The 22,836-nt window shown below is 70.5% G+C and carries 22 protein-coding genes; 3 read left to right on the top strand and 19 right to left on the bottom strand.

Features of this window, described 5'->3' with window-relative positions; translation table 11 throughout:
* Window position 1 precedes the first annotated feature (1 nt).
* The 8 genes from H4N58_RS19240 to H4N58_RS19275 all read right to left on the bottom strand — a co-directional run bounded on the left by H4N58_RS19240 (window position 2) and on the right by H4N58_RS19275 (window position 7,477).
* A complete protein-coding gene (locus H4N58_RS19240) occupies window positions 2-1,225 on the bottom strand; it encodes a RidA family protein (RefSeq protein ID WP_167000428.1) in 1,224 nt (407 codons plus the stop codon).
* Window positions 1,222-2,604, bottom strand: coding sequence for an MmgE/PrpD family protein (locus H4N58_RS19245; RefSeq protein WP_167249776.1), 1,383 nt, complete (start codon window positions 2,602-2,604; stop codon window positions 1,222-1,224). Before H4N58_RS19245 ends, H4N58_RS19240 begins: the two co-directional genes overlap by 4 nt.
* A complete protein-coding gene (locus H4N58_RS19250) occupies window positions 2,604-3,815 on the bottom strand; it encodes a CaiB/BaiF CoA-transferase family protein (protein ID WP_167249774.1) in 1,212 nt (403 codons plus the stop codon). Before H4N58_RS19250 ends, H4N58_RS19245 begins: the two co-directional genes overlap by 1 nt.
* The gene (locus H4N58_RS19255) at window positions 3,812-4,846 is read right to left on the bottom strand and encodes an LLM class flavin-dependent oxidoreductase (protein WP_167000431.1); all 1,035 of its coding nucleotides are present in this window, start codon (window positions 4,844-4,846) and stop codon (window positions 3,812-3,814) included. Before H4N58_RS19255 ends, H4N58_RS19250 begins: the two co-directional genes overlap by 4 nt.
* A gap of 5 nt (window positions 4,847-4,851) precedes the next feature.
* Complete coding sequence (locus H4N58_RS19260; RefSeq protein ID WP_167000432.1) at window positions 4,852-5,388, bottom strand: MaoC family dehydratase; 537 nt, start codon at window positions 5,386-5,388, stop codon at window positions 4,852-4,854.
* A 92-nt stretch (window positions 5,389-5,480) separates the two neighbouring features.
* Window positions 5,481-6,221 (bottom strand): FadR/GntR family transcriptional regulator, encoded by a 741-nt coding sequence (locus H4N58_RS19265; protein WP_167249772.1) that lies wholly within the window; start codon window positions 6,219-6,221, stop codon window positions 5,481-5,483.
* Window positions 6,218-6,802, bottom strand: coding sequence for a hypothetical protein (locus H4N58_RS19270; RefSeq protein ID WP_167000435.1), 585 nt, complete (start codon window positions 6,800-6,802; stop codon window positions 6,218-6,220). Before H4N58_RS19270 ends, H4N58_RS19265 begins: the two co-directional genes overlap by 4 nt.
* Before the next feature lie 96 nt (window positions 6,803-6,898).
* Window positions 6,899-7,477 carry a hypothetical protein gene (locus tag H4N58_RS19275; protein WP_167249770.1) on the bottom strand — a complete coding sequence of 193 codons (579 nt, stop codon included), beginning with the start codon at window positions 7,475-7,477 and terminating at the stop codon, window positions 6,899-6,901.
* 118 nt (window positions 7,478-7,595) lie between these two features.
* On the opposite strand from H4N58_RS19275, the gene H4N58_RS19280 reads away from it, so the two are divergent.
* A complete protein-coding gene (locus H4N58_RS19280) occupies window positions 7,596-9,140 on the top strand; it encodes a class I adenylate-forming enzyme family protein (protein WP_167000437.1) in 1,545 nt (514 codons plus the stop codon).
* A 351-nt stretch (window positions 9,141-9,491) separates the two neighbouring features.
* On the opposite strand, the gene H4N58_RS19285 is transcribed toward H4N58_RS19280, so the two are convergent.
* Window positions 9,492-10,304 (bottom strand): IclR family transcriptional regulator, encoded by an 813-nt coding sequence (locus H4N58_RS19285; protein ID WP_243842812.1) that lies wholly within the window; start codon window positions 10,302-10,304, stop codon window positions 9,492-9,494.
* A 331-nt stretch (window positions 10,305-10,635) separates the two neighbouring features.
* Here H4N58_RS19285 and H4N58_RS19290 point away from each other — a divergent pair, with 331 nt between their 5' ends.
* The gene (locus tag H4N58_RS19290; RefSeq protein WP_167000439.1) at window positions 10,636-11,364 is read left to right on the top strand and encodes a hypothetical protein; all 729 of its coding nucleotides are present in this window, start codon (window positions 10,636-10,638) and stop codon (window positions 11,362-11,364) included.
* Window positions 11,365-11,641: 277 nt separating this feature from the next.
* Here the strand turns inward: H4N58_RS19290 and H4N58_RS19295 are convergent, their stop codons facing one another.
* From H4N58_RS19295 to H4N58_RS19330, 9 genes are all read right to left on the bottom strand, one after another.
* Window positions 11,642-12,982 (bottom strand): aldehyde dehydrogenase family protein, encoded by a 1,341-nt coding sequence (locus H4N58_RS19295; protein WP_167249769.1) that lies wholly within the window; start codon window positions 12,980-12,982, stop codon window positions 11,642-11,644.
* Window positions 12,983-12,986: 4 nt separating this feature from the next.
* The gene (locus tag H4N58_RS19300) at window positions 12,987-13,439 is read right to left on the bottom strand and encodes a DUF3598 family protein (protein WP_167000441.1); all 453 of its coding nucleotides are present in this window, start codon (window positions 13,437-13,439) and stop codon (window positions 12,987-12,989) included.
* A gap of 302 nt (window positions 13,440-13,741) precedes the next feature.
* The gene (locus tag H4N58_RS19305) at window positions 13,742-14,122 is read right to left on the bottom strand and encodes a hypothetical protein (RefSeq protein ID WP_167000442.1); all 381 of its coding nucleotides are present in this window, start codon (window positions 14,120-14,122) and stop codon (window positions 13,742-13,744) included.
* Entirely contained in the window at window positions 14,122-15,150 is a 1,029-nt protein-coding gene (locus H4N58_RS19310; protein ID WP_167000444.1) for a nitrilase-related carbon-nitrogen hydrolase, read from the bottom strand. Before H4N58_RS19310 ends, H4N58_RS19305 begins: the two co-directional genes overlap by 1 nt.
* Complete coding sequence (locus H4N58_RS20770) at window positions 15,147-15,272, bottom strand: hypothetical protein (protein ID WP_255490669.1); 126 nt, start codon at window positions 15,270-15,272, stop codon at window positions 15,147-15,149. The genes H4N58_RS19310 and H4N58_RS20770 overlap by 4 nt, the downstream gene beginning before the upstream one ends.
* Window positions 15,273-15,361: 89 nt before the next feature.
* Entirely contained in the window at window positions 15,362-16,801 is a 1,440-nt protein-coding gene (locus H4N58_RS19315; protein ID WP_243842813.1) for an FAD-dependent oxidoreductase, read from the bottom strand.
* Between the two features lie 98 nt (window positions 16,802-16,899).
* A complete protein-coding gene (locus tag H4N58_RS19320; protein ID WP_167249767.1) occupies window positions 16,900-18,222 on the bottom strand; it encodes a DUF4437 domain-containing protein in 1,323 nt (440 codons plus the stop codon).
* A 65-nt stretch (window positions 18,223-18,287) separates the two neighbouring features.
* The gene (locus H4N58_RS19325) at window positions 18,288-19,247 is read right to left on the bottom strand and encodes a hypothetical protein (RefSeq protein ID WP_167000448.1); all 960 of its coding nucleotides are present in this window, start codon (window positions 19,245-19,247) and stop codon (window positions 18,288-18,290) included.
* Window positions 19,244-20,071, bottom strand: coding sequence for a VOC family protein (locus H4N58_RS19330; protein ID WP_167000450.1), 828 nt, complete (start codon window positions 20,069-20,071; stop codon window positions 19,244-19,246). The genes H4N58_RS19325 and H4N58_RS19330 overlap by 4 nt, the downstream gene beginning before the upstream one ends.
* Before the next feature lie 180 nt (window positions 20,072-20,251).
* Between H4N58_RS19330 and H4N58_RS19335 the strand changes: the two genes are divergently transcribed.
* Window positions 20,252-21,286, top strand: coding sequence for an NADP-dependent oxidoreductase (locus tag H4N58_RS19335; protein WP_167000452.1), 1,035 nt, complete (start codon window positions 20,252-20,254; stop codon window positions 21,284-21,286).
* A gap of 64 nt (window positions 21,287-21,350) precedes the next feature.
* Here the strand turns inward: H4N58_RS19335 and H4N58_RS19340 are convergent, their stop codons facing one another.
* Window positions 21,351-22,814: a dihydroorotase family protein gene (locus H4N58_RS19340; RefSeq protein ID WP_167000454.1), complete on the bottom strand. Its 1,464-nt coding sequence runs from the start codon at window positions 22,812-22,814 to the stop codon at window positions 21,351-21,353.
* Window positions 22,815-22,836: the final 22 nt, after the last annotated feature.

Raw genomic sequence — 22,836 nt, forward strand, 5'->3', positions numbered from 1 at the left:
GTCAGGCCTCCTCGCCGTCGTGCGCCTCGGGGTAGAGCGCGGTCGGGAACACCTCGAGCAGGAACTCCGGACGCAGCAGCCCCTGGCAGATCGCCCCGGTCGAGGACGGCCACGGCGGGGAGAGGAGCCGCTCGCGCACACCCGCGACCGCACGGTAGTCGCCCAACGCGGACTCGACGCAGTACTCCGTCGTCTCCAGCAGGTCGGTCGGTCCGAGCCCGGCGTGGGCGAGGAGCTCGAGGATGGCCCCGTACGTGACCTCCGCCTGCGCGCCGATGTCGCCCGGGTGGAGCGCCTCCTGCGTCTTCATGTCCAGCGCGGCGAACCCCGACATGAACAGCGTGCGTCCCGCCCGCACGCCCGGCGCGTAGGTGAGGGTGTCGTAGCGGTCCCAGCCCGGGTTCACCAGCTCCAGCGGGTGGCGCGACGCCGTGACGTCGATCGCCACCAGCTGGCCGTCCTGGTGCAGCCGGCTCATCAGGATGCCGCCGGCGCCGGGGTAGACGCCCGCGCCTCCCAGCAGCTCCTTGCGGACCCGGTGCGTCGACCGGTAGACGTCACGCGTCTCCGGCGTCGAATAGTCGAAGGTCGTGACGGCGTTGTCGAGCGAGAGCCCGACCCCGCGGAGCAGGCCGTCCGCCTTCTCCAGGCAGTAGCGGTACTGAGCGGCGAAGTCGCCAGGTGCAACGAGGTCGCCGTGCTCGTCGACCGGCACCACGGTCGGCAGGTAGACGGTGCCGTCGTGGCCCTCGGTGATGCTCGACGCCTGCCAGGTGCCGGCCTCACGCGCCTCGCTCGCGACCCGCAGCTGCTCGCCGCCGCCCTTGACCGCGTGCAGCTCGACCTCGAGCCACGCCGCGCGTCGGACCAACCGCTCCACCACGACCGTCCGCACGGTCGCGTGCTCGCCCAGCAGCTCGCGCCGCACCCCGGCCGCCGTCTCGTACTCGGGCAGACCGGCGATCGTCACGTTCTCGCTCACCCGCGTGACGTCGGCCGGACCGAAGCCGGCCGCGTCGAGGATCGCGAGGCACTTCTCGTACGCGATCCGCGCCTGCTGCTCCATCGTGCCCTGGACGGTCATCTTGCCGACGGCGGGATCGTGCCGGGCCGAGGTGTGACCCGAGGTCCACGCGGCATCCCCTTCGCTGAGTCCCAGACAGAAGGTGAAGCCCTCGTACGGGAACCAGGGGAAGTGCTCGGGTCGGATAGCGGACAGGGTCATGGGGCGCCCTCCTCGGACGATGCGGGTACGGCGGCCGTCTCGGCCGCCAGGGAAAGCAGTGTGGAGAAGTCAGGCGCCTGCGGCAGCGCTTGCACGGCAGCAGCGAGGCGCTCGGCGCCCGGGCCGACGTTGCCCTCGAGCTTGGCGAACAACGCCTCGTCACTGAGCGGGGCGGAGCCGCCCCCGGGGCTGCGGTCGACGTGACCGGCGACCGTACGGCCGTCGGCGAGGGTGAGGACGACGTCGCCGGCGGCGTCCGCCGCGACCCCGTCGCCCGGTGTGAGGTCCCAGGTGACGCGCGCCGCGAGTCCGGTGATGTCGGCACGGTCCAGGTTGTCGGGGTCGTACGTGTCGGTGCCGACGCGGCCATCGAGGAGCATCACGGCCACGCTCCACGGCAGGCTGAACTTCGCCGCGTACGGGCTTGCCGGGCGGGTGAGGTCTCGGTCGGGAGCGCACACGACCGAGGCCGAGTCGGGGTGGACGCCCGCCCGTACGGCGACGATCTCGTCCACGCTCGCCCCTGCCCGCGCGAGCGCGTCCTGCGCGGCCGCCATCGTGGCGTGCGCGAGCTGGCAGGTCGGCCAGGGCTTGATCCCGATCTGGGTCGTCTCCCACCGCTCCCCCAGCGCGTCGACGATCGACGACGGTGTCGCGACGCCTTCGCTCAGGGCGTCGAAGACGCCGTCCGGGCCGTCGAAGACGGTCTCGGGGCCGGTCGCGCCGGCGGCTGCCAGCCGTGCCGCGAGGATGCCGGCCTGCGAGGCGAGGCCGGGGTGGAGCTGCTTGGTGCTGGCCCCCGTCGCGAGGAAGGCCAGCAGCCCTCCCGCCTGACTGCCGGCGATGCCCAGCGCGTGGCACGTGGTCGTCGCGTCCAGGCCCATGAGCCGGGAGGCCACCGCCGCGGAGGAGAACACGCCGGCGACCATCGTCGCGTGCAGCCCGCGCCGGTGGAACCCGTGCGGGGCCGCCGCGGCGACGCGGCAGGCGACCTCGTAGCCGACGATCGCGGCGTCGAGCACCGCGCGACCGGTGGCGCCGCGCTCCTCGCCGACGGCGAGCGCCGCCGGGAGGACGACGGCCGTGGCGTGCACGAGCCCGCCTGCGTGGGTGTCGTCGAAGTCGAGGGCGTGGACGAGCGTCCCGTCCGCGAGCGCCGCCGCAGGAGCGGACACCCGCGTCGACGTCCCGAGGATGGTCGCCTCAGGTGGCCCGCCCAGCCCACCTGCCACCTCGACGGCAGGACGCGCCGCGCCGGTGCGCGCGGCCGCGATCGCGTTGCCGAGACCGTCGAGGAGGTGGCGCAGCGCCGCCGCGTCGACCTCGGCGGGCGCGTCGAGCGGCGCGACCACCCAGCGGGCCAGCTCGGGGGCGATCATCAGTCGGTCCCGGGGGCGCCGAACGCGCCCGCGGCGGCCAGCTCGGCGACCTTGTCGGCCGACAGACCGAGCAGGCCGCCGACCACGTCGTCGAAGTGCTCGTTGCGCTGCGGCGCCCGGACGTAGTCGGGGATCTCCGAGCCCACGCGCACGGGCGACGACAGCTGGGTCACGGTGCCGTAGCGCGGGTGCTCGGTCTCGACCAGCAGGTTGCGCGCCACGGTGTGCGGCTCCTTCAGTGCCGCCGCCACGTCGTTGATCGGCCCGCACGGGATGGACGCCGCGTAGCACTCTCCGAGCCACTCGTCGATCGTGCGGGTCTTGAAGATCTCCTCGAGCGCCCCGACCACCTCGTCCTTGTGCTGCTGGCGCAGCGCGAACGTCGCGTACGGCGACCCCTCCTCGGCCCACTCGGGGTGGCCGACGACGACCGCGAGACGGGCCCAGAACTTCTCCTTGGCGCAGCCCACGACGAACCAGCCGTCGGAGGCCTCGAACGCCTGGAACGGCACCAGCGACGGGTGCGCCGAGTGGCGCGTCCGCACCGGCTCGAAGCCCGCGTTGAGGTGCCACGTGGCCGGATAGGTGAGCATCGACATCGCCGTGTCGTACAGGCTGACGTCGCAGTCCATGCCGACACCGTCACGGCGAGCCGCGTGCAGACCGACCATCATCGACAGCGCGGCGACGTAGCCACCGGAGAAGTCGACGAGCGACAGGCCTGACTTCGTCGGTGGGCCGTCGGGCTCACCGGTCAGGTCCATCCAGCCGGCCAGACCCTGCAGCACGTAGTCGTAGCCGGGCTCCTTCTGGCGGGGACCGGTCATGCCGAATCCGGTCAGCGAGCAGCAGACGATCGCCGGGTTGAGGTGCTTGAGCTGGTCGTACGTGATGCCGATCTTTTCCGGCACGTCGCCGCGCAGGTTGGAGTAGACGACGTCGGCGACCTTCACCAGCTCCTCGAAGACCTCCCGCCCGGCGGGCGTGGAGATGTCGAGCGACAGCGAGCGCTTGTTGCGGTTGAAGGTCTCGAAGAAGAGCGAGTCCTCCTCCTCGGCGTACGGCGGGACGTAGCGGCCGACGTCGCCGCCGACCCGCGGGTCCTCGATCTTGATGACCTCGGCGCCGAGGTCGGCGAGGTGGACGCTGCCGAAGGGGCCGGCGCCGTACTGCTCGAGCGAGATGATCCTGACGTCCTGCAGCGGCTTCACGAACGACCTCCGGTGATGTGCGCGATGAGTTCGATGATCCGGTCCTGGGCCGCACGGGTCTCCGCCGCCGCGATGCCGTGGGTCGGCGGGCTGAGCTTGACCGCGTCGGCGAGCCCGTCGTACGCGTGGATCCGCTCGGCGACCCGCTCGACGTCACCGGTGAGGGTCAGCGCGTCGACCATCTGGTCATCGACCGCGTCGGCCAGGTAGTCGGCGCCCTTGCCGGAGCGGAAGGCGTCGATCACCTGCTGCTGCTCGTCGGCGAGCCCATGGAAGGCGAAGAAGTCGGCGTACGTCCGCACGCTCGCGTAGAACCCGACGAGTCCCGCCACCCGCCGCGTCGCGACCTGGTGGTCGGGGTCGACCGAGCAGCAGGCCGACACGACGAGCTCGATGTCCTTGCGCGTGCGTCCCTCGACCGCGTCGATCCCGGCCTCGATCTCGGGCAGGATGCGCTCGGCGAGGTAGGACGGGGAGCACAGCTCGTGGCTGATCCACCCGTCGCCGATCCGGCCGGCCAGGCGGGTCATCGCCGGACCCATGGCCGCGAGATAGATGGGGATGTCCGGGCGCACGATCGGGTACGGGCGCTCGTAGCCGCGGATCCGCATCGGCTCCCACTCGCCCTCGAGGTCGATCGGCTCCCCGGTCGTCGCGGTCGCCCAGAAGTGGCGGATGTTGCGGACGGTCTCGCGGAGGTGACCCACCGGCTTGCCCCAGCGGGCGTGGTGCCAGTCCTCGTTGAGCCGCTGCACGCCCGTGCCGAGCCCGAGGACGAACCGTCCTCCCGACAGCTCGTCGAGGTCGAGCGCCTCGAGCGCGGTGACCATCGGGCTGCGGGTGAACGCCAGCGCGATCGCCGTGCCGATCTGGGCCGTCTCGGTCGCTGCGGCGATCGCGGCCGCGCTCACGGTCGCCGAGCGGTGCAGCTCGGGGACCCACAGTGCCTCTGCCCCAGCCTGCTCGGCCCGCCGCGCAGCATCGGCCAGCTCGTCGAGGGTCTCGCCCCACGGGGCGTACGTGATCCGCATCCGACTCACGCGCCGGCGAACGGCGTGTTGTCGGTCAGCGCGACCTTGCCCTCAGGGAAGACCCCTTCGAGCTGCTCGACGCCGCGCCGGTAGACGTAGAACGTCCGCTTGAACGAGCAGACCTCGTCGCCGTCCTGGTTCACCGTCCGCGTCTTCACGGTGACGATCCCGGCGTGCGGCCGCGAGGCCGACTCGCGCTTCTCCAGGACGAGCGACTCGCTATAGAGCGTGTCACCGGCGAAGACGGGGTGCGTCATCCGGATCTCGTCCCACCCCAGGTTGGCGAACGCGTTCTGGGTGATGTCGGTGACGCTCTGCCCGACGGCGATCGCGACCGTCAGCGTCGAGACCACCAGGGGCTTGCCGAACTCCGACTTCTTCGCGTACTCGGAGTTGAAGTGCATCTGGTTCGTGTTCATCGTCATCAACGAGAACGAGATGTTGTCGTGCTCGGTCACCGTCCGCCCCAGCGGGTGCTGGTAGACGTCTCCGATCTCGAAGTCCTCGAAGAATCGTCCGGTCCAACCCGTCTTCACGCCCACGGCGCACTCCCTTCAACGTCTGCCTTCGCGCCTCACTGTAAAGATCAGACATATAGGCGTCAATGCTTGCGGCCAGATTTTGGAACGCCGTTTCAGTGCGAGCGGTAGACGCCGCGCAGCCTGATGAGGTGCTCCGCCATCAGCCGGGCCGCCTCCTCGGCGTCCTGCTCGGCGATCGCCACGAAGATCGCCTCGTGGTCCTCGTCGACCCCGGCGTACGCGTCCTCGACGACTCCGGGCTCGAGAAACTGCGCCCGCAGGACCCGGAACACTGGCTCGGCGACGATCGACAGCATCGGGTTCTGGGCCGCCTCGACGATCACCTGGTGGAACGTGCGATGCTCGACGAAACGCCCCTCGCGGCCGCGCGACACGAGTTCGCGGTCGAGCGCATCGCGCAGCGCAGCCAGGTGCGCGTCCTCGCGCCGGCTGGCCGCCAGCCGGGCCGACGGCACCTCGAGGATCTCGCGCGCCTCGAGCATGTCGTGCAGCGAGAGGCGGTCGCGGCCGGTCATCAGCCCGAGGCTCGCCTCCAGCAGCGCGGACACGTGCTCGGCGACGACGTCGCTGACGAACGTCCCCCCGGTGACCCCGCGACGGGTCTCGACGAGGCCTTGCGAGGACAGCACGCGCAGCGCCTCGCGCACGGTGCTGCGGCTCACGCCGAAGTGCACGACCATCTCGGCCTCGCTGGGCAACCGGTCGCCCGACACCAGCTCGCCGCGCAGGACGAGCGTGCGCAGCTGGTCGGCGACCTGCTGGTAGGCAGGCTTGACCCGGTTCACCGCCAGGGCCGCGGCCGGCAACCGCTTCTCCTCGCCTGGCTCGCTCACGAGAGCACGCTCCCCTCCGGCGCGACGGCCGTCCGCCACACCACCTCGTCCGCCGACCCTCCGGGCCACTGCTCGCGCGAGGAGGACCACCACCGCCGGTCGAACCCGTCCGAGCCGGCGGGCCATCGCGAGACGGAGCCGGCGGACCACTGGGCGACCGGGGTACGGACAGGCAGGGCCTCGGCCAGCGTCCAGACGTCCAGCCCGGCATCCGGGTCGGCGTCGAACCGCTCCGCGTGCACGAAGTCCGGCGCGCCGCCGAACCAGACCAGCACCTCGCACGCTCGCGGCGCCACGAGCTCCCGGCGAAGCCTGCGCGCGCCGACGTGGACCAGGGAGCCGGCGCCGATCTCGATCCCGTCGAGCACCAGCCCGCCGGAGAGGACCACGAACTCCTCGGCCGCGGCGTACCCGCCCTCGGCCGTCCTCGCGAACCCGGCCGGGAACCGCCCACGCAGGGCGAACGGCGCGCTGGCGCCGGCCAGCGCCACCGCGTCGATCGGGCCGTTGGCGCCCGGCATCGGCACCGGACGCCACGACGGTCGCTCGCGCGTCAGGGAAGTGCTGGCCGGACGTGGCATGTCAGGTCTCCGGTGCAAGAGGCGGAACGGCGACGGTGCCACCGCTGCAGCGACGATAAATGTCCGATGTATTCAGGTCAAGGCCCCGGCCGGCGCTCAGGCCCAGCGCTTGACGACGACCTGGCCAGGAACGGCCGGCGCCACCTCACCCGCGGCGAGGTGGACCCACCGCTGCTGAGACGCCCAGAGCAGGTCCACATCGACGTCGAACACCGCACCCGCCACCTCCTCGCGCACCTCGATGGAGCCGTTCAGGCCGGGCTCGGCGGGACGCACCACGCCTGGCGCGAGGTCGACGACGCGCATCTCACACGGAGGGTCGGCCGGCCCCTCGCTCCAGCCGCCGGACTGTCCGGAGAACCAGACGATCACCCTCGTGCCGTCCTCGTTCGAGGTCTCCGCACGCGTGGCGCGCGGAGGCCCGACGAGCAGCTCTCCCACACCGGCACGCAGTCCGCTCACCCTCATCGCGCCCGACAGCGCGACCATCTCCTCCTGCGCCGGCTGGTTGCCGGTCGCGTCACGGTGCCAACCGTCCGGGAAGTCGACGAGCACCGTGCGCAGTCCGCGCTCGTCGTCGCTCCACAGCGCGCACATCCTCGTCGACTGGTCGGCGCCAGCCGGAACGAGGTCGAACCAGGAAAGATCCTGCTGGTCGAGGTCGAGGATGGGCACGGGTGCTCCTTCGTGCGAGTCGTCCGGCGCCGCGGCGATGTCTCGGCACCTCTGGTCTGACCATTGCACTCTATGGAACACTGTTCCAGTTCGTCGAGATCCCAGCACAGGAGGATGCATGGCCATCCAGTCCGGCGGTGCCCCGCTGTCCATCGCCCACGGGATCCGGGAGTTCGCTCACGCCACCCCGGCCGCAACCGCAGTGATCGACCGCGACCGCAGGCAGACGTACGCCGAGCTCCACGAGCGGTCGAGCCGCCTCGCTCAGCACCTGCTGAGCTCCGGGCACGCGATCGGGGACAAGGTCGCCGTGCTGCTGGGCAACCGCCTGGAGTTCCCGGAGATCGCGGCCGGCCTCGCAAAGGCGGGCCTCGTGATGGTTCCGCTGAACCCGCGCCTGACCGCCGCCGAGGCGACGTACATCGTCGAGCACAGCGACGTGCGGACGGTCGTGCTCGACGGCGCGCTCAGCCCGATCGTCGAGCCCGTCGCGACGAGCCGCGACCTGTCCGTGCTCACGCTCGACGCGGGACCGCTCGGGACGTCGTACGAGGACGCGCTGGCTGCCGCCGACCCGTCCGACCCCGAGATCCGGGTCGACGAGCGCGACCCGTTCTGCATCACCTACACCTCCGGGACCACGGGCAAGCCCAAGGGTGTGCTCATCTCGCACCGCAGCCGCGTGCTCACCATCTACATGAGCGCGCTGGAGTGGGGCCTGGGGACCGGCCGCGTCTCGGCTGCCGTCGCACCGATGTACCACGGCGCGGGCTTCGCGTTCGGCTACGCGCCGGTCTTCACCGGCGGCACGGTGACCATGCTCAACCGCTGGGACCCCGCGGCCTTCCTCGACCTGGTCGAGCGCGACGGCGTGCAATCGGCGTTCCTCATCCCGACCCACGCCCAGGGCTTGCGCGCGCTCGGACCCGACGCGATCGCCGCGCGCGACCTGACCAGCCTCGACACCCTCTACTTCAACGCGGCCGCGCTGCCGTGGGCGCTCAAGCAGTGGGTCATGGAGACCTTCGCGCAGTGCGGCGTCCACGAGCTGTACGGCTCGACCGAGGCCGGCATCGTCACCAACCTGCGGCCGGCCGACATGCGGCGCAAGCCCGGGTCGGTGGGTCACCCGTGGTTCATGACGGAAGTGCGGGTCGTCGACGACGCGGGCAACCCCGTCGGCCCCGGCGAGCCCGGCGAGCTGTTCAGCCGGTCGCCGTACCTGATGAACGGCTATCTCAACGACCCTGAGGCCACCGCGGCGTGCACGACCGAGGACGGGTTCGTCACCTGCGGCGATATCGTCACGGTCGACGAGGAGGGCTACATCTCCATCGTCGACCGCAAGAAGGACCTGATCATCTCGGGCGGGACGAACGTCTACCCGCGCGAGATCGAAGAGGTGCTGGCAAGTCACGCAGCGGTCGTGGAGTGCGCAGTCGTGGGCGAGCCCGACGAGGAGTGGGGCGAGCGCGTGGTGGCGCACGTCGTGCTCACCTCCGGAGCCTCGCTCGACTCGGCTGGCCTGGAGGCGCACTGCCGGGCCCAGCTGGCGGGCTACAAGCTTCCGCGCCGCTGGTACGCGATCGAGGCGCTCCCCCGCAATGCGGGAGGCAAGATCCTCAAGCGCGCCCTGACGCCGCCCGCGGTTCCGGCCCCCTGACACCGGCACCCCGTGCGGCCGCAGCGAGCCGCGCCTGCGTCGCGAAGCGGAACGCCTCCGCAGAGGAGTGGCGATAGCTCGGACCGCTCTTGAGGAACTCCTTGACGACCTCGTGCAGCTCGTCGACCGGCGGCGGCACGGTGGGGCGCGCGGCGTCGGCCGTCGCGCGACACCACGGCCACCACAGGAAGACGTCACGGATGACGTGCCAGGCATGGACGAGATGCTCGCCGTGCGTCTGCGGCGTGAGGTCGATGTAGTAGCGGGTCAGCAGCTCGTCCCGCAGGTCCTCGTCGAGGACAGGCAGGCCGTCGGCGACCAGTCGTGCGATCAGGTCGGACGTTCAAGCACTCAGCCCTCCCAGCCGAAGCTGCGCGACATCACCCGCGCGGTCGCGACGAGCTCCTCACGGCACTCATCGACGTGCGACCGGAACCGCTCCTCCGGACCGCACACGCTGACGACGGCCACCGGGAACCCGTCGTGGCTGAGGACCGGAGCTGCGACCGCCGCCGCACCCGTCTTGCGCTCGCCGCCGGACGACGACCACCCTTGACTGCGCACGTCCTCGAGGACCTTGCGCAGCTCGTCGACGTCGACGAGCGTGCGGTCGGTGAGCGCCTGGAGCGAGCCGTCGTCGAGATACTTCTCGCGCACCTCGGGAGACATGAAGGCGAGGAACGCGCGGCCGGACGCACCCGCGTGCAACGGGTAGGGCTCACCCAGGCTGACCGACATGATGACCTCACGATCAGGAGTCACCTGGTCGACGTAGATGCGCTCGTGCTGCCCGAGGAGGACCGAGAGCGTCGCAGTCTCGCCCGTCTGCTCGGAGAGCTGTTCCAGCGCCGGGCGACCGAGACGCCGGACGTCGATGCGGTCGAGGTAGGCAAGTCCGATCCGCAGCGCACCCACCCCGAGCGAGTATCGCCGTGAGCGCTCGTCGACCTCGATGAGACCGCGCCCCTTCAACGAGGCGAGCACACGATGGACCGCTGCCTTGGACATCGACAGGTCCTCGGCGAGCTCGGTGATCCCGAAGTCGGGGCCGGGAGCACTCGCGATGTGGAGCAAGAGGTCGACCGCCCGCTCGACGGTCGCGATCGTCGCGCCGGACGAGCCGGCCGGCTGACGGGCCGGCGTTGCGGGGGAAGCGTCGGACACCGGGCCCCTCTTGCTGATACGAGGCGACATCGTTGAACTCCTGGTCTGGTCGTATGGACAGGCGAAGTGGGCCCGCGCCCACCCGGAAACCGAGTTTGCACCCCGAGGTACGTCGCGTCACGGAGACCACGCCGAATGCGTGTTCCGCACACCGTAACGCCCTTTCTCCCACGTCGTGGGGTGCGATGCAAACCTCGAACGGAGACGAACCGACGGCATTCGAGACTGGACGACCGCGCCACGCAATGGAACACTGTTTCGCAGATCGGATCACCATAGTCGCAGGGCATCCGGGTCACCCGAACGCCCCTGCACCCCGAACGGAGCGACCATGCACCTTGCTGCCGCCCTCGAGCCCGTGGCCGGGTTCGACCTGCACAGCGCTGCCATCTTCCTGCACATCCTGCTTCTCACCTACTGGCTCGGGAGCGACATCGGGGTCTTCTACTCCTCCAAGTTCGTGGTGGACCCTGACGTCTCCCCGGCGGGGCGGGCAGTCGCGATGAAGGTGATGCACATGGTCGACCTCGCGCCGCGGGTCTGCCTCATCCTCATGCTCCCCAGCGGCGTCACCCTGATGGCGGCGAGCGACTTCGGGCGCGACCTCTTCCTCGGCTGGCCGCTCGCGTTGGCTTGGATCGGCGGCTTGTGCTGGCTCGCGGTCATGCTCGTCTCGTTCTTCAAGTCCCCCGCGCGCCACGCCGGGCTCGCTGAGCGCACGGACTGGATCGTCCGCGGCGCCCTGACAGTCGGCCTGCTCCTCTCGGCCGGCTACGCGTTCGTCGTCGCCGAGCCGTTCGGGGTGGAGACGAACCCGAAGTGGCTGGCGGCCAAGGTCGCGGCGTACGCGCTGTGCATCCTGTGCGGAATGATGATCCGCGTGAGCCTGCGGCCGTTCGGCCCCGCGTTCGGGCAGCTGATGGCTTCGGGCTCCACCCCGGAGGTCGAGTCCGCCATCGGCGGAGCGATGAAGCGCGCAGTGCCCTGGGTGTACTCGATCTGGGCCCTCGTCCTGGTCGCCGCGTTCCTGGGAGTCTTCAAGCCGGGCGCCAACGTCTGACCGGTGCGGGAACGACGAAAAGGGGGTTCGCCGGTCGGCGGGCCCCTTTCGTCGTTCCCGTCCCATAGGGGTCCTCCAGGGGCTGCGACCCGTTCGCCAGCGGCCGGGGTTCACCCGCGCCCTCGAAGGCGTACTCGACGACCCCGCACACCGTGGCCAGTCGCCGACCTCGTTGGTCCAGCGCGGCCCTTCGACAGCGAGTCGAGCATCAGCGCCGCGGTCTCCACCGGGCTTCGCTCGGGTGAACCGATCATGGTCGTCTCCTTCGGCGCGCTGGTCAGGCGTACCAGTACGGCTGCAGGGCAGGCGTCTGGCGGGAGAGCAGCACGCGCTGGCGACGGAAGCGCCGCAAGGCGGCCGGGCCCATCCGGCTCGGCCCCATGCCGGAGTCCTTGAACGCCTGCTTCTCCCCCTCGGGAACGATGCCCGTGAGGAGGACGTCGTTGATGCTGATGCCGCCGGCATCGATCCGACGCGCGACGTCGAGCGCCACCTGCTCCGGCCCGAACACCGCGCCGGACAGCCCGTAGCGGGTGGCGTTCGCGAGGCGGACCGCCTCGTCAAGGTCTCCGACCGCCATCACCGGGAGCACCGGTCCGAACGTCTCCTCGGTCATCAGCGCCATCGTGTGGTCGACGCCCGTCACCACGGTGGGACGCAGGTACGACCGCCCGTCGTGGACCTCGATCGTCCCGCCCGTCTGGATGGTCGCCCCCTTGGCGACCGCGTCGTCGAGCTGTGCCTTCACGACGTCCGCCTGGCGAGGATCGATGAACGGGCCGACCTGCCCGCCGGCGTCGACCCCGACGAGCCCCACCTTTTCCGCACGTGCCACCAAGCGACCGACCAGGTCGTCGGCGACCGCCTGCTCGGCGTAGATCCGCTCGATCGACATGCACGACTGCCCCGTGTTGGCCGTGCCGCCCCACAGCAGCGCTGCGGCGGCGACCTCGAGGTCGGCCCCCTCGGCGACGATGGCGGCGTCCTTGCCACCGAGCTCGAGGAAGGCGGGGACGAAGGCCTCGGCCGCTGCGGCAGCGACCTTCCGCCCCGTCGCGACGCTGCCGGTGAAGCACACGACGTCGACGCTGCGCACGATCTCGCTCCCGACCTCGGGTCCGCCCTCGACCAGCCGGAGGACCGCGGCGAGCTCCGGCACCGCGGCGATGCTCTCACGCAGCGGCCCGACGAACTGGGGACACAGCTCCGTGGGCTTGATGAGGGTGGGGCACCCCATGAGCAAGGCGGGGACGGCATCGATCAACGCCAGCTGCAACGGGAAGTTCCACGGCGAGATCACGCCCACCACGCCCATCGGCACCGACGCCTCGGTGATGCGGACGTCGGGGTCGGAGCTCTCACGGGCCTGCTCGGCACCGAGCACGTCGGCGGACCAGCCGCTGTGGCGCTCGATCGAGCCGAGCACGGCGTCGATCTCCATGTCGGACAGCGCGACACGGCCGGTGTCTCGCGCGAGCGCGTCGCGGACGACGGTCCGTCGCGCCCGAAGCTCGTCGGCCCATCGGCGCAGGATCTGCGTCCGTTCGGCGAGGCCGCGGGCCTCCCACGCGGCAGCCTCCGCGCGAAGCGCGTCTACCTGATCGCGGACTTCACTCACAAGATCACGCCTTCTTGCGCTCGCGGATGACCGTGCGGCGCACCAGACGGTCCTCCTCCATCCAGTGCCACGTACGCACCTTCTGCTGACCATCACGACTCAGCTGGATCAGCTCGTACAGATAGTTCCCCGGCTTCAACAGCTCGTTGTACGTCCACGTCAACAAGATCGTCAGCTCATCGGACTGGTGCATGTGCCCCTCGATCCGATCGGTCGAGAAGAACACATCCTTCCCCTTCAGGATCCCAGGAAACTCCACCGCCTCCTGACGACCATCAGGCCACGTGTACGTGTTGATCTGCTTGATGTCACACGAACCGTCCTCCGGCACCCACATCCGCAGATGCGACGCATGACGATCAACCTCGTTGCCATCGGGATCCAGGTGGACGTACTCGCCCTCCCACTCACCAAGGTGACGGGTCAGCAGCGGGAACTCCTCGTCCCAGGGATTCATCGTTCGTTCCTCTCTTCAGAGGTCGCGTCCTCATGACGCGACCGATTGGGCAAACCTTGCGGCGACGGCGACGGCCGTCTCACCCCCAGCGGAGCCACCTCCTGCCGGAGGGCGTCGGAGAGGCCCCTCAGGCCGAACTTCGAGGCCGCGTAGGCCGCACCCGTCGCGATAGCCGGTGAGGCCGGCACCCGAGTTGACGTTGATCGCCAGGGTCTCGTCCCAGTCCGCGGGATCGAGCCCGCTGGCCGTCCCGCGACGTGCACCCGGTCACCGAGCGAGGCTGCGACGCCCGTCGTCGGTGCTCATACGCCGGCGGCGCTCGGATCCCACTCGACCGCTAGGGCCCCGGGGACGCGACGCTCCTCTATGATGCGTTCGTCGGGTCGCTCGTGCCGGCCGAACGAGAAGATCACGGCCTCGGCACCCACCCGGCTGGTCTCGCCCCACATATTCGTGTTGCGGAACGCCACCTCGTCACCATCCACGGTCGCGGAGTACCAGTGCTCGTACGGGTCCTCACCCTCGCGCAGGTAGGTCACACGCTCGGTCCAGGCCGTTCCCTCCATCCGGCCTTCCTGCCGGCTGTCGAAGCGCTCGAGCACGGTGCCGTCCGGCTGCAGCACCGTGTAGGTCCCGGCCCACACCCCGGCGACCTTCTCGCGCAGGATGTCGTTGATCGTCATCAGATGACTCCCCGGTCGACCAGGTCGGTGATCACGCGCTGCTGGGTCGCCCGGAAGTCCTGGCGTGACGGCACTCCGTCGAGCTGGTTCGCGGGGTGGACGACCGTTCCCGCGTACGTCGGCGCGTACAGCTCGAACCGTTGCCTCGCCAGCACGTTCTCCATCGCGACCCGCCGCCGGAAGGCCCGCAGCCCGCCGAGATCGATCTCCGCGTTCGCCGCCATCGACGCACCGGACGCCGCCTCCGCGAGGACGAGGCCTCGGTGGTCGACGACCTTGCTCGACCCGTCGCCCGACATCTCCGGCAGCCCGCTGCCGTACAGGCCGGCCGTGTTCGCCGACACCACGTACGCGCTGTTCTCCACCGCGCGCGCGAGCTTGGCGATGTTCTTGGGCGACAGCAGCGCCGAGGCGACTTCGGACGAGTTGTGCACGAAGACCTCCGCGCCGCGCACCGCGAAGCACCGTGCGACCTCGGGATACAAGATCTCCTCCGACGCCATCGGCGCCAGCCGCCCGATCGGCGTGTCGGCGACCGGGAACAGCGAGTCCGGGCCGTACAGCTCTAGGTAGCGGTCGAGCACGTCGTGCGGCGTCACCGACCACATCGAGTTCAGCCGCCGGTAGCGCAGCACGACCTCGCCCGCCGGGTCGAAGATCACGCATGCCTGGAAGTAGAGGTCGGGGAAGTGCTCGTCGAGCTCGTAGGCGTTGACCGACAGATAGACCCCGACGTCGGCGGCCACCTCACCGAGCCGCGCGTACTCCGTCCCGTCCACCGCGAGCGCGGCACGCTCCGCCCACTGCGGGACCGACTCCCCGCGCGGGGGCCCGGTGAGGACGTACTCCGGGAGGACGACGAGCCTGGTGTCGGCGCCGGAGGTCGCCACCGAGGCGGTGATCTCGCGGTGCAGCCGGTCGATGCCTGCCCGGATCGTCGACCGCGCGGACGCGGTGTCGGGGCAGTCGTTGACCGAGTGGCACGCCGTCTGCAGGGCGAGCGCGCGGTAGCGCGGGGCGTCTGTCACACCAGTGCCTTCGCCTCGTCGACCGCCTGGCCGATCGGCGTCGCCGTCAGCGACGCCTCCTGCATCGCGGCGTGCTCAAACATGCCGATATCCCCTTTCCGGTGAGCGAAACGCCATTTCAAATCGATGTGCTCATCCTTGACAACAAGGGGCTCCGAGGGGAAGGTTTCCGCGATATGTCAGGTAATTCGCCCCGTGACGGGCGACGACATCAGCGCTCGGCGAGCCGCGAACCGAGCAGGCGACCGAACGTCAGTGCGGGAGTCATGAGCATGCCGCTGCAGAAGGTGTTGCCGCATGTCGCGCCGGCACCGATCACCTCGCCGACGGCATAGAGACCCGGGATCGGGTCGCCACCGTTGGAGCGCACCGCGAACGAGTCGTCGATGTCGAGGCCCTGGAACGTCACCAACGTGATCGCGTGGTTGCGAAGCGCGTAGAACGGGCCCTTCTCGATCGGGGCGGGCAGATAGGTGCGCCCGAACTCAGGATCGTCCTGCGCGGCGACGTACGCGTTGTAGTCGGACACCGTCGTCGCAAGCCCCTCGACGTCGATCCCCGCCTTGTCCGCAAGCTCGGCCAGCGTGTCCGCCGAGTGGAGCCCCGGACGGGTGTCGACGACCGCGCGCACCTGGTCGGGATCCTTGCCGACGATCATCTCGTTGAGGTCGCCCGTGGACAGCGCCAGCGCCGCGTCGTCGAAGATCGTCCAGAAGGTCTGGTCCGCGATCGTCGCCAGCGCCCGTTCTTTCTCGTCGATGGACTCCTCGTCCTCGCGCACCCAGCGCTTGCCGTGCAGGTCGACGTAGATCTCGCGCGGCGGCCGCTCGCTGGTGAGGCGCTGACGGTCGTTCCAGTTGGCGCGCGTGGGGTTCTGCGGGTCCGGGAGACCACCGAACGTCGGCAGGTGGGTGCCCGCACCCTGCAGTCCGGCACCGGCTGCCAGGCCGAGCTGCAACCCGTCGCCGGTCGAGGTCTTGGCTGCGGCCGACACCAGCGGCGCCCCCTCGAGCTCCTCGAAGAGCTCCGGCTCGGCGGCGTAGCCACCGGTCGCGAGCACGACCGCGTCGGCGTCGACGGCGATCTCGTCACTGCCGCGCAGCACGCTGACGCCGACGACGGCACCGGTCTCGTCCTGACGCAGCTCCACGACCGGGGTCTTGGTCCAGACGGTCAGGTCGTGCTCGGCGACCGTACGGTCGAGCTCCTCCTTGAGCACCTCGAAGACCGAGAGCCCTTCGTCCTTGCCGTAGTACGTCCGTGCGACCGTGTACGGCTCGTGGCCGTACACGAGCCTCGGCGTCTCTGGAGCGAAGGGGAAGTCGCGGTCCTGCAGCCACTCGATCGTGTCGGCGGCGTTCATGGCCACGATGCTGATCAGGTCGTCGCGGGCCGTGCCGCGGGTGATGCGGCGGATGTCGGCCAGGTGGGCCTCGGCGGAGTCCTCGACACCCTTCTCCGCCTGGCGGCGCGTCCCTCCGGCGGCCATGTGGCCACCGGTGACGTGCAACGTCCCCCCGACACGGGCGTCCTTGTCGACGAGGAGCACACGTGCTCCCCCCTGCGCGGCGTGGATGGCGCACGGGATGCCTGCGGTGCCGGCACCCACCACCACGACATCGAAGCGGGACTCGGTGCTGATGGAACTCACTCCTCGTAGACGCCGAGCAAGAGTCGGCAGATCGTCATTCGCGCGGTCCGTAAAGGGCGTGGTCCGCCCCGCGCCGAAGCGCGGGGCGGACCACACGCTCACATGCCGTCGCCGTCCCAGCGGCCGCGCGAGCGGCTGCGGACGGGCATGCTCGACAGGATCGGCGCCGGGATCGGGTCGCCGGCCTTCCAGACCCGTCCCGCGCCCCAGTTGTGCGCCTGGGTGTCGGTGCGCTCGTCGGCGTGCTCGGTGGCCTTGCCGACCCAGCCCCAGTCGAGGTTGATCGACTCACGCGCCGGCTCGGCGTGCTCGTGGTCGTGGTCGTGCTCGTGCTCGTGGTCGTGGCTGTGGTCGTGGTCGTGGCTGTGGTCGTGGTCGTGGCTGTGACCGTCGCCGTGGCCGTCGTGGCCGCCCTGCAGGTTGTAGGCGTCCATCGCCTTGGCGATCGCGATCGCGGCCTTGTCGACGCCCGAGCCGTGGTGCGCGACCGGCGCGTCGTACTGGCCCTGGTCCTTCTGGAACTGCCACGAGGCGGTCAGCTGACGCATGTCCTCATCGGTGCGCCACGGCTGCGCCATCGCGTGCGTCGAGTGCGCCCACCGGGTCGCCGGGTGCGGCGTCTCGTCCAGTCCCTCGGGACCGTAGTTGACGCCCTCGCCACCCCACATCACCCATTCGTTCTGGGTGTACCAGTTGGCCAGCTCGCCGTCCGAGCGCAGCAGCCAGGTCGCGCCACCCTCCATGGTGGTGAAGTGACCGTGCTTGACCCGCGCGGGGCGGAAGAAGTAGGTGCCGAGATCCAGGGTGCCGAAGTTGTACTCCATGTGGCCCTGGGTCGTGTACGCCTCCTCATAGCACGGGTGGTGCGCGAGACGGTGGTCTGCCCAGCCCTCCTGCGCGTGCACGAGCCGGGTGTAGAACCCGGTCGTCGGATCGACGTGGAGGTACTTGATGAACAGGCCGGGCATCGGGCCGGGGTTCGGCACCGCGTCCCACTGCATCGCGTCGGAGTCGATGACGATGACGTCCTCGCGGGCGTCGGCCCAGCGCGGCGCACCGGCCAGCGCCTCGACCGGGTCGAACCCGGCGTCACCGTACTCGCGGTAGTGCAGGATCTTGGTGCCCTCGGCGATCCGCAGGTAGTCGATCGGCACACCCTTGGGCGCGTACACGTAGCCGCCCTTGCCGATCTTGCGGCCGCCGTAGTCGATCTCGCCCTCGAGCACGTAGTACTCGGTGTTGGCGTGGTGGATGCCCGGACCACGGCCCCAGTCGGTGTGGAAGTCGACGCGCAGCGAGGACGAACCGTCCTCCTCGTCGACCGACAGCCGCCGCTCGCTGGCCCGCCCTTCGCCACCGGGCAGCTCCGCGGCGTGCCAGACGTAGTCGTCTTCCTGAATCAGCTCAACATGAGGTCGCACAGTCTTTCCTTCTCTCTCGCTCTTCTCGGTTCGGGTCGCCCGTGCCGGGCCGGAGGGACCGGGACCTACCCCGTCTCCTCGACGAAGGTGACGGGGAGCCCGTTCGGGGTGTCGACGAACGCGACTCGTCCACCACCGAAGATCGCCCCCGCTGCGCGGTGCGCCTCGGAGAGCACGCTACCGCCGAGGCGGCGCACTTGGAACAGTGTTTCGTCCAAATCGCCCACCACGAGCAGCCACCCGGTGTGGCCCAGGTGCTGTCCGGTGCGCTGGACGGCACGGCGGTCCACCCCCAGCGTCTGATCGTCCAGCCGGGTGACCTCCACGCGTGCCGTCGTCGGTCCCGCCAGGAACGACAGGCGCATCGTCGACCCGGGCGGCAGCTGCGCCATCTCGTCGAGGCCCGGGTGGGTGAACGAGACGTCGTACCAGCTGTCGAGCCCGAGACCGTCCGGGCCCCAGAAGGCCGCCTCCGCCTCGAAGTCGGGCACGTGGCACACGACGGAGGTGAGCTCGGTGTAGTGACGGTCCGGATCGGCGTCCCACGCGGCCGTGCCGCGCGCGGCGGCCGGCTCGACGAAGACCACGTCGACGCCCTCGGGCGCCAGCAGGAAGCCCTGGGTCACCGAGACGAGCGTGTCTCCCAGGGGCACCGCCCAGGTGGCCGGGGGCGTACGGAACCGCAGACCGGCCCCGGTGAGGTCGCTATGGCTCTGCGTGATGTCACGGGTATAGGTGTTGATCGCGATCAGCCCGGTGTCGGCCTGCATCGGGTGCTCCGGCGCGTCCTGGTCGGGGACCCGCAGGAGGATCAGGCGGCCGTGGCCCGCTCCGGCGGCCCTCAGCTCGGTGTACGGCAGGGCGCCGACGCCCTCGCCCCACAGGCGCTCGGCCTCGTCGGCCAGGAGCGTCCCCTCGGACGCGATCTCCCAACCGAGCTGACCGACGTACAGGTCGAGGTGCGCCTGCAGGTCGTTGACGCCGAGGAACGCGGCGTTGACGCCGCCGACCAGGGTGCTGCTCATCGGTTCTCCTCCTGGACGAGGGCGATCTCGAGCCCGGCAGGGCCACGCAGCGTGCCGTCGTCGGCCTGCTCCGCGCCGGCGGCGATCAGTGCCTCACGCGTCGCCGCGACGTCGTCGCAGAAGTAGACGATGCGCTGGACGCCACCCCCGGCGTCCGTCCGCTGCCCTGCGACACCGGTGAACGACATGATCTCGAGCCGCGCCGGCCGGTGCTCGGGTCCACCCATGAAGGTCAGGCGCAGCTCAGCCCCGGCCGGCATCCCGACCAGCTCCTCGAACTCCGAGCCGGCCATCGTGCCGTCGAAGACCGTGCCGAGGCCACCGGCCTCGAAGAAGGCCACGGCGTCGTCGTGGTCGTCGACGACCAGGACCACGCTGTGGAGCTCGGAGTGGAGACGCTGCGGGTCCGCCGCGTACGCGTCGCTGGGGCGGTGGGCGCCGGTGACGGCCTGCGGGACGGTCCACCAGACGCCGTCGCGGCCGTAGCCGACCAGCTCGGACAGCGTGGCCGCTCCGTACGGATAGCTCACCGGGCGTCGCGACGCTCCACCGGCCGACTCGATCGCTTCGACGGTCTGCTCGAGGTCGCGGCTGTAGATGCCCAGGAGGCGGACGCCCAGGTCCCACACGGCGGCGTCCTGCGGCACGGCCCCGGGCTGCGCGATGAGGCGCAGCCGACCCGCGGGCGCACCGGCCGCAGCGAGAAGCGCCCCGCCGTCGGTCTCCTCGACGACCTCGAACCCGAAGGCGCGACGGAGGAACGCGACGGCGGCAGGGAGGTCGGCGGTGGCGACGACGGCCTCACGGATACCGAGCAGGGTCATTACTCTCCTTCACCGGGATGTCGCGCTGTCACCGTCCGGGGTGCCACTCACGGGTTTCGCTGGCCGAAACGCTGTTCCGAGATTAGACGGATCACCGGCCGCCGTCAATGGCACTACCCTGTCTGGAACGCCGTTTCAGAGCGGAGTCCCCCACCTTTTGCGCCCCACAGAGGAGCCCACGTGTCGATCACGACCGCGACCGGAGCACATGTCCCCGCCGTCACGCTGGCGCGACGCCCGGACGGAGTCCCTCGTCCCGAGGACTTCGCCGTCACGACGACCTCCGTACGCACACCGGGACCGGGCGAGGTCCGCGTCCGCGCGCTCGACCTCTCGCTCGACCCGTACATCCGGTCCGTCCTCGGCGACGGCCACCTCGCCGAGCCCGCACTGCCGATCGGCGGCGTGGTGCCGGGCACGGCGGTGGCCGAGATCGTCGATCCCGGAGACAGCGGCCTGGCCATCGGCGACCTCGTGATGGCCAGCACCGGGTGGGCCGCCGAGGCGGTGGTCTCGGCGAGCGGGCTCGTCCCCGTACGGGCGACCGCAGGCGTCCCGCTGTCGGCCGTCCTCGGACCGCTGGGGATGCCCGGACTCACCGCGTACGCCGCCCATGTCCGCCACGTGCGCCCCCAGCCCGGCGAGACCGTCGTCGTCACCGCGGCGACCGGCGGGGTCGGCGCGGTGGCCGCCGCGCTCGCCCGCGGCGCCGGCGCCCGCACGGTCGCCGTGGTCGGCAGCGACGCGAAAGCGACGGTCGCCCTCGAGCGGCTCGGGTATGACGCCGCGGTCGTCGGTCGCCGCGACGGCTGGCTCGACGCGCTGCACGAGGCGTGCCCCTCCGGGATCGACGGCTACCTGCACATGGCTGACCAGGCGACGCTGGACGGCGTCGCCGAGCACCTCGCGCGAGGTGCGCGCGTCTCGCTCATCGGGCTGATCGACCAGACCAACGGGGCGAGCCCGACGCGCCTGCGGGCGGGCGCCGTCATGGCCGCCCGAGCCGTCGTCCACGGGATGGTCGTCTACGACCACACCGACCTGATCGCGGACCAGGTCGCGGCCGTGTCGGCGATGATCCAGGACGGATCGTTCACGGTGCTCGAGGACCGCGTGCACGGGCTCGAGCACGCACCCGAGGCGTTCGCACGCCTGATGGCCGGCGAGAACATCGGCAAGGTCGTGGTCGAGGTCGCTCAGCCGACGCACCACTGAGAAGTGGAGCCGGGCTGGGCTGCGGTCGTCGCCGTCAGCGATGACCGCAGCCCAGCCGCTCGGATCAGCGTGCCGGACGCGACAGGTACTGACCGCCGCCCTGCGCCGTCACCACGCCGTCGGTGAAGACCTGCTGGCCGCGCACGAACGTGTCGGTGACCTTCGCGGTGAGCTCGACGCCCTCGAACGGCGTGTACTCCTGCGTCGACTCCGAGTCCTCGGCACGCACCGTCCACGTACGGTCGAGGTCGACGAGCGCGAGGTCGGCGTCCATGCCGACGGCGATCGCGCCCTTCCGGCCGCCCAGGCCATAGCGCTGAGCCGGGTTGGTCGCGGTCAGCTGCGCGATGCGGTCGAACCCGATGCCGCGCTTGCGGCCCTCGGTCAGCATGCCGGCGAGGAGGTACTCGGCTCCGCCGAAGCCGGACTTGGCGAGGAACACGTCGTCACGGTCGGCGCCGAACTTCTGCTCGTCGCGGCAGCACGCGTGGTCGCTCACGACCCAGTCGATCGTCCCGTCGGCGATGTAGTCCCACAGCGCCTCGACGTCCTCGCGCGGACGCAGCGGCGGGTTGACCTTGCCGCCGACGCCGTGCGCGGTGTGGCAGTCGGCGACCAGGTGGCCGACGGTGACCTCACGGCGGAAGTCGATGTGCGGGAACGTCTTGGCCATGAGCACGGCGGCCTCGACCGCCTTGCGCGAGGTGAGGTGGAGCAGGTTGATCGTCGGCAGGCCGGTCTCGTGCGCGAGGTACGAGGCGATTGACACGGCGAGGCCTTCGGAGTGCGGCGGCCGCGACGCGTGATAGGCCTCGAGCCCGGAGAGCGAGCCGTCCTCCTCGACAAGTTTGGTGTAGGCGCTCATGATCTCGGCGGTCTCGCAGTGCAGGGACAGCGAGATCTCGTCGGCGATGTCGGGAAACTGCTCACGCGCCGCCTGGATGCCGCGCATGATGAACTCGAAGTGGGCGTAGTCGTACCGCTCCCCCTCCGGGGTCATCAGAAACTCGCTCTGGTCGGTCGAGCGACCGTGCAGACCGTGGCTGCCGTAGAACATGAAGATCTTGAACGACGTCACCCCGTGCTCCTTGATGAGCGACGGGATCTCGTCGATGTGCCCCTTCGTCATCGGGGCGAGATGGAACGCGTAGTCGACGATCGCGCTGTCCTTGGTCTGCTCGAGCACCTCGGGGAAGAAGTCGGCGTACGTCCCTCCCTTGTTGAGGTAGTACTGCCCCGTGCGCATGTAGTTCAGCGCCGTCGTGACGCCGCCCTGTGCGCACGCTCGGCTCTCGCTCGCCGCATCTTCGCGCAGCGGGTTGTAGATGCCCCAGTGCTGGTGGGCGTCGACGACGCCGGGGAAGACCGTGCGTCCCGTCGCATCGACGACGCGGGCGCCCTCGGTCGGGAGGTCGGGCTCGAGGCGGACGATCCGCCCGCCGGCGATGCCGATGTCGACCCGCTGCGGGGCCGACTCGCCGCTCAGTACGACATCGGCATTCTTGATGACCAGGTCCAGGTCGGTCATGGGGTCCTCCGAAGGTCTCGTC

Source organism: Mumia sp. ZJ1417 (genome assembly GCF_014127285.1).
Classification (GTDB): Bacteria; Actinomycetota; Actinomycetes; order Propionibacteriales; family Nocardioidaceae; genus Mumia.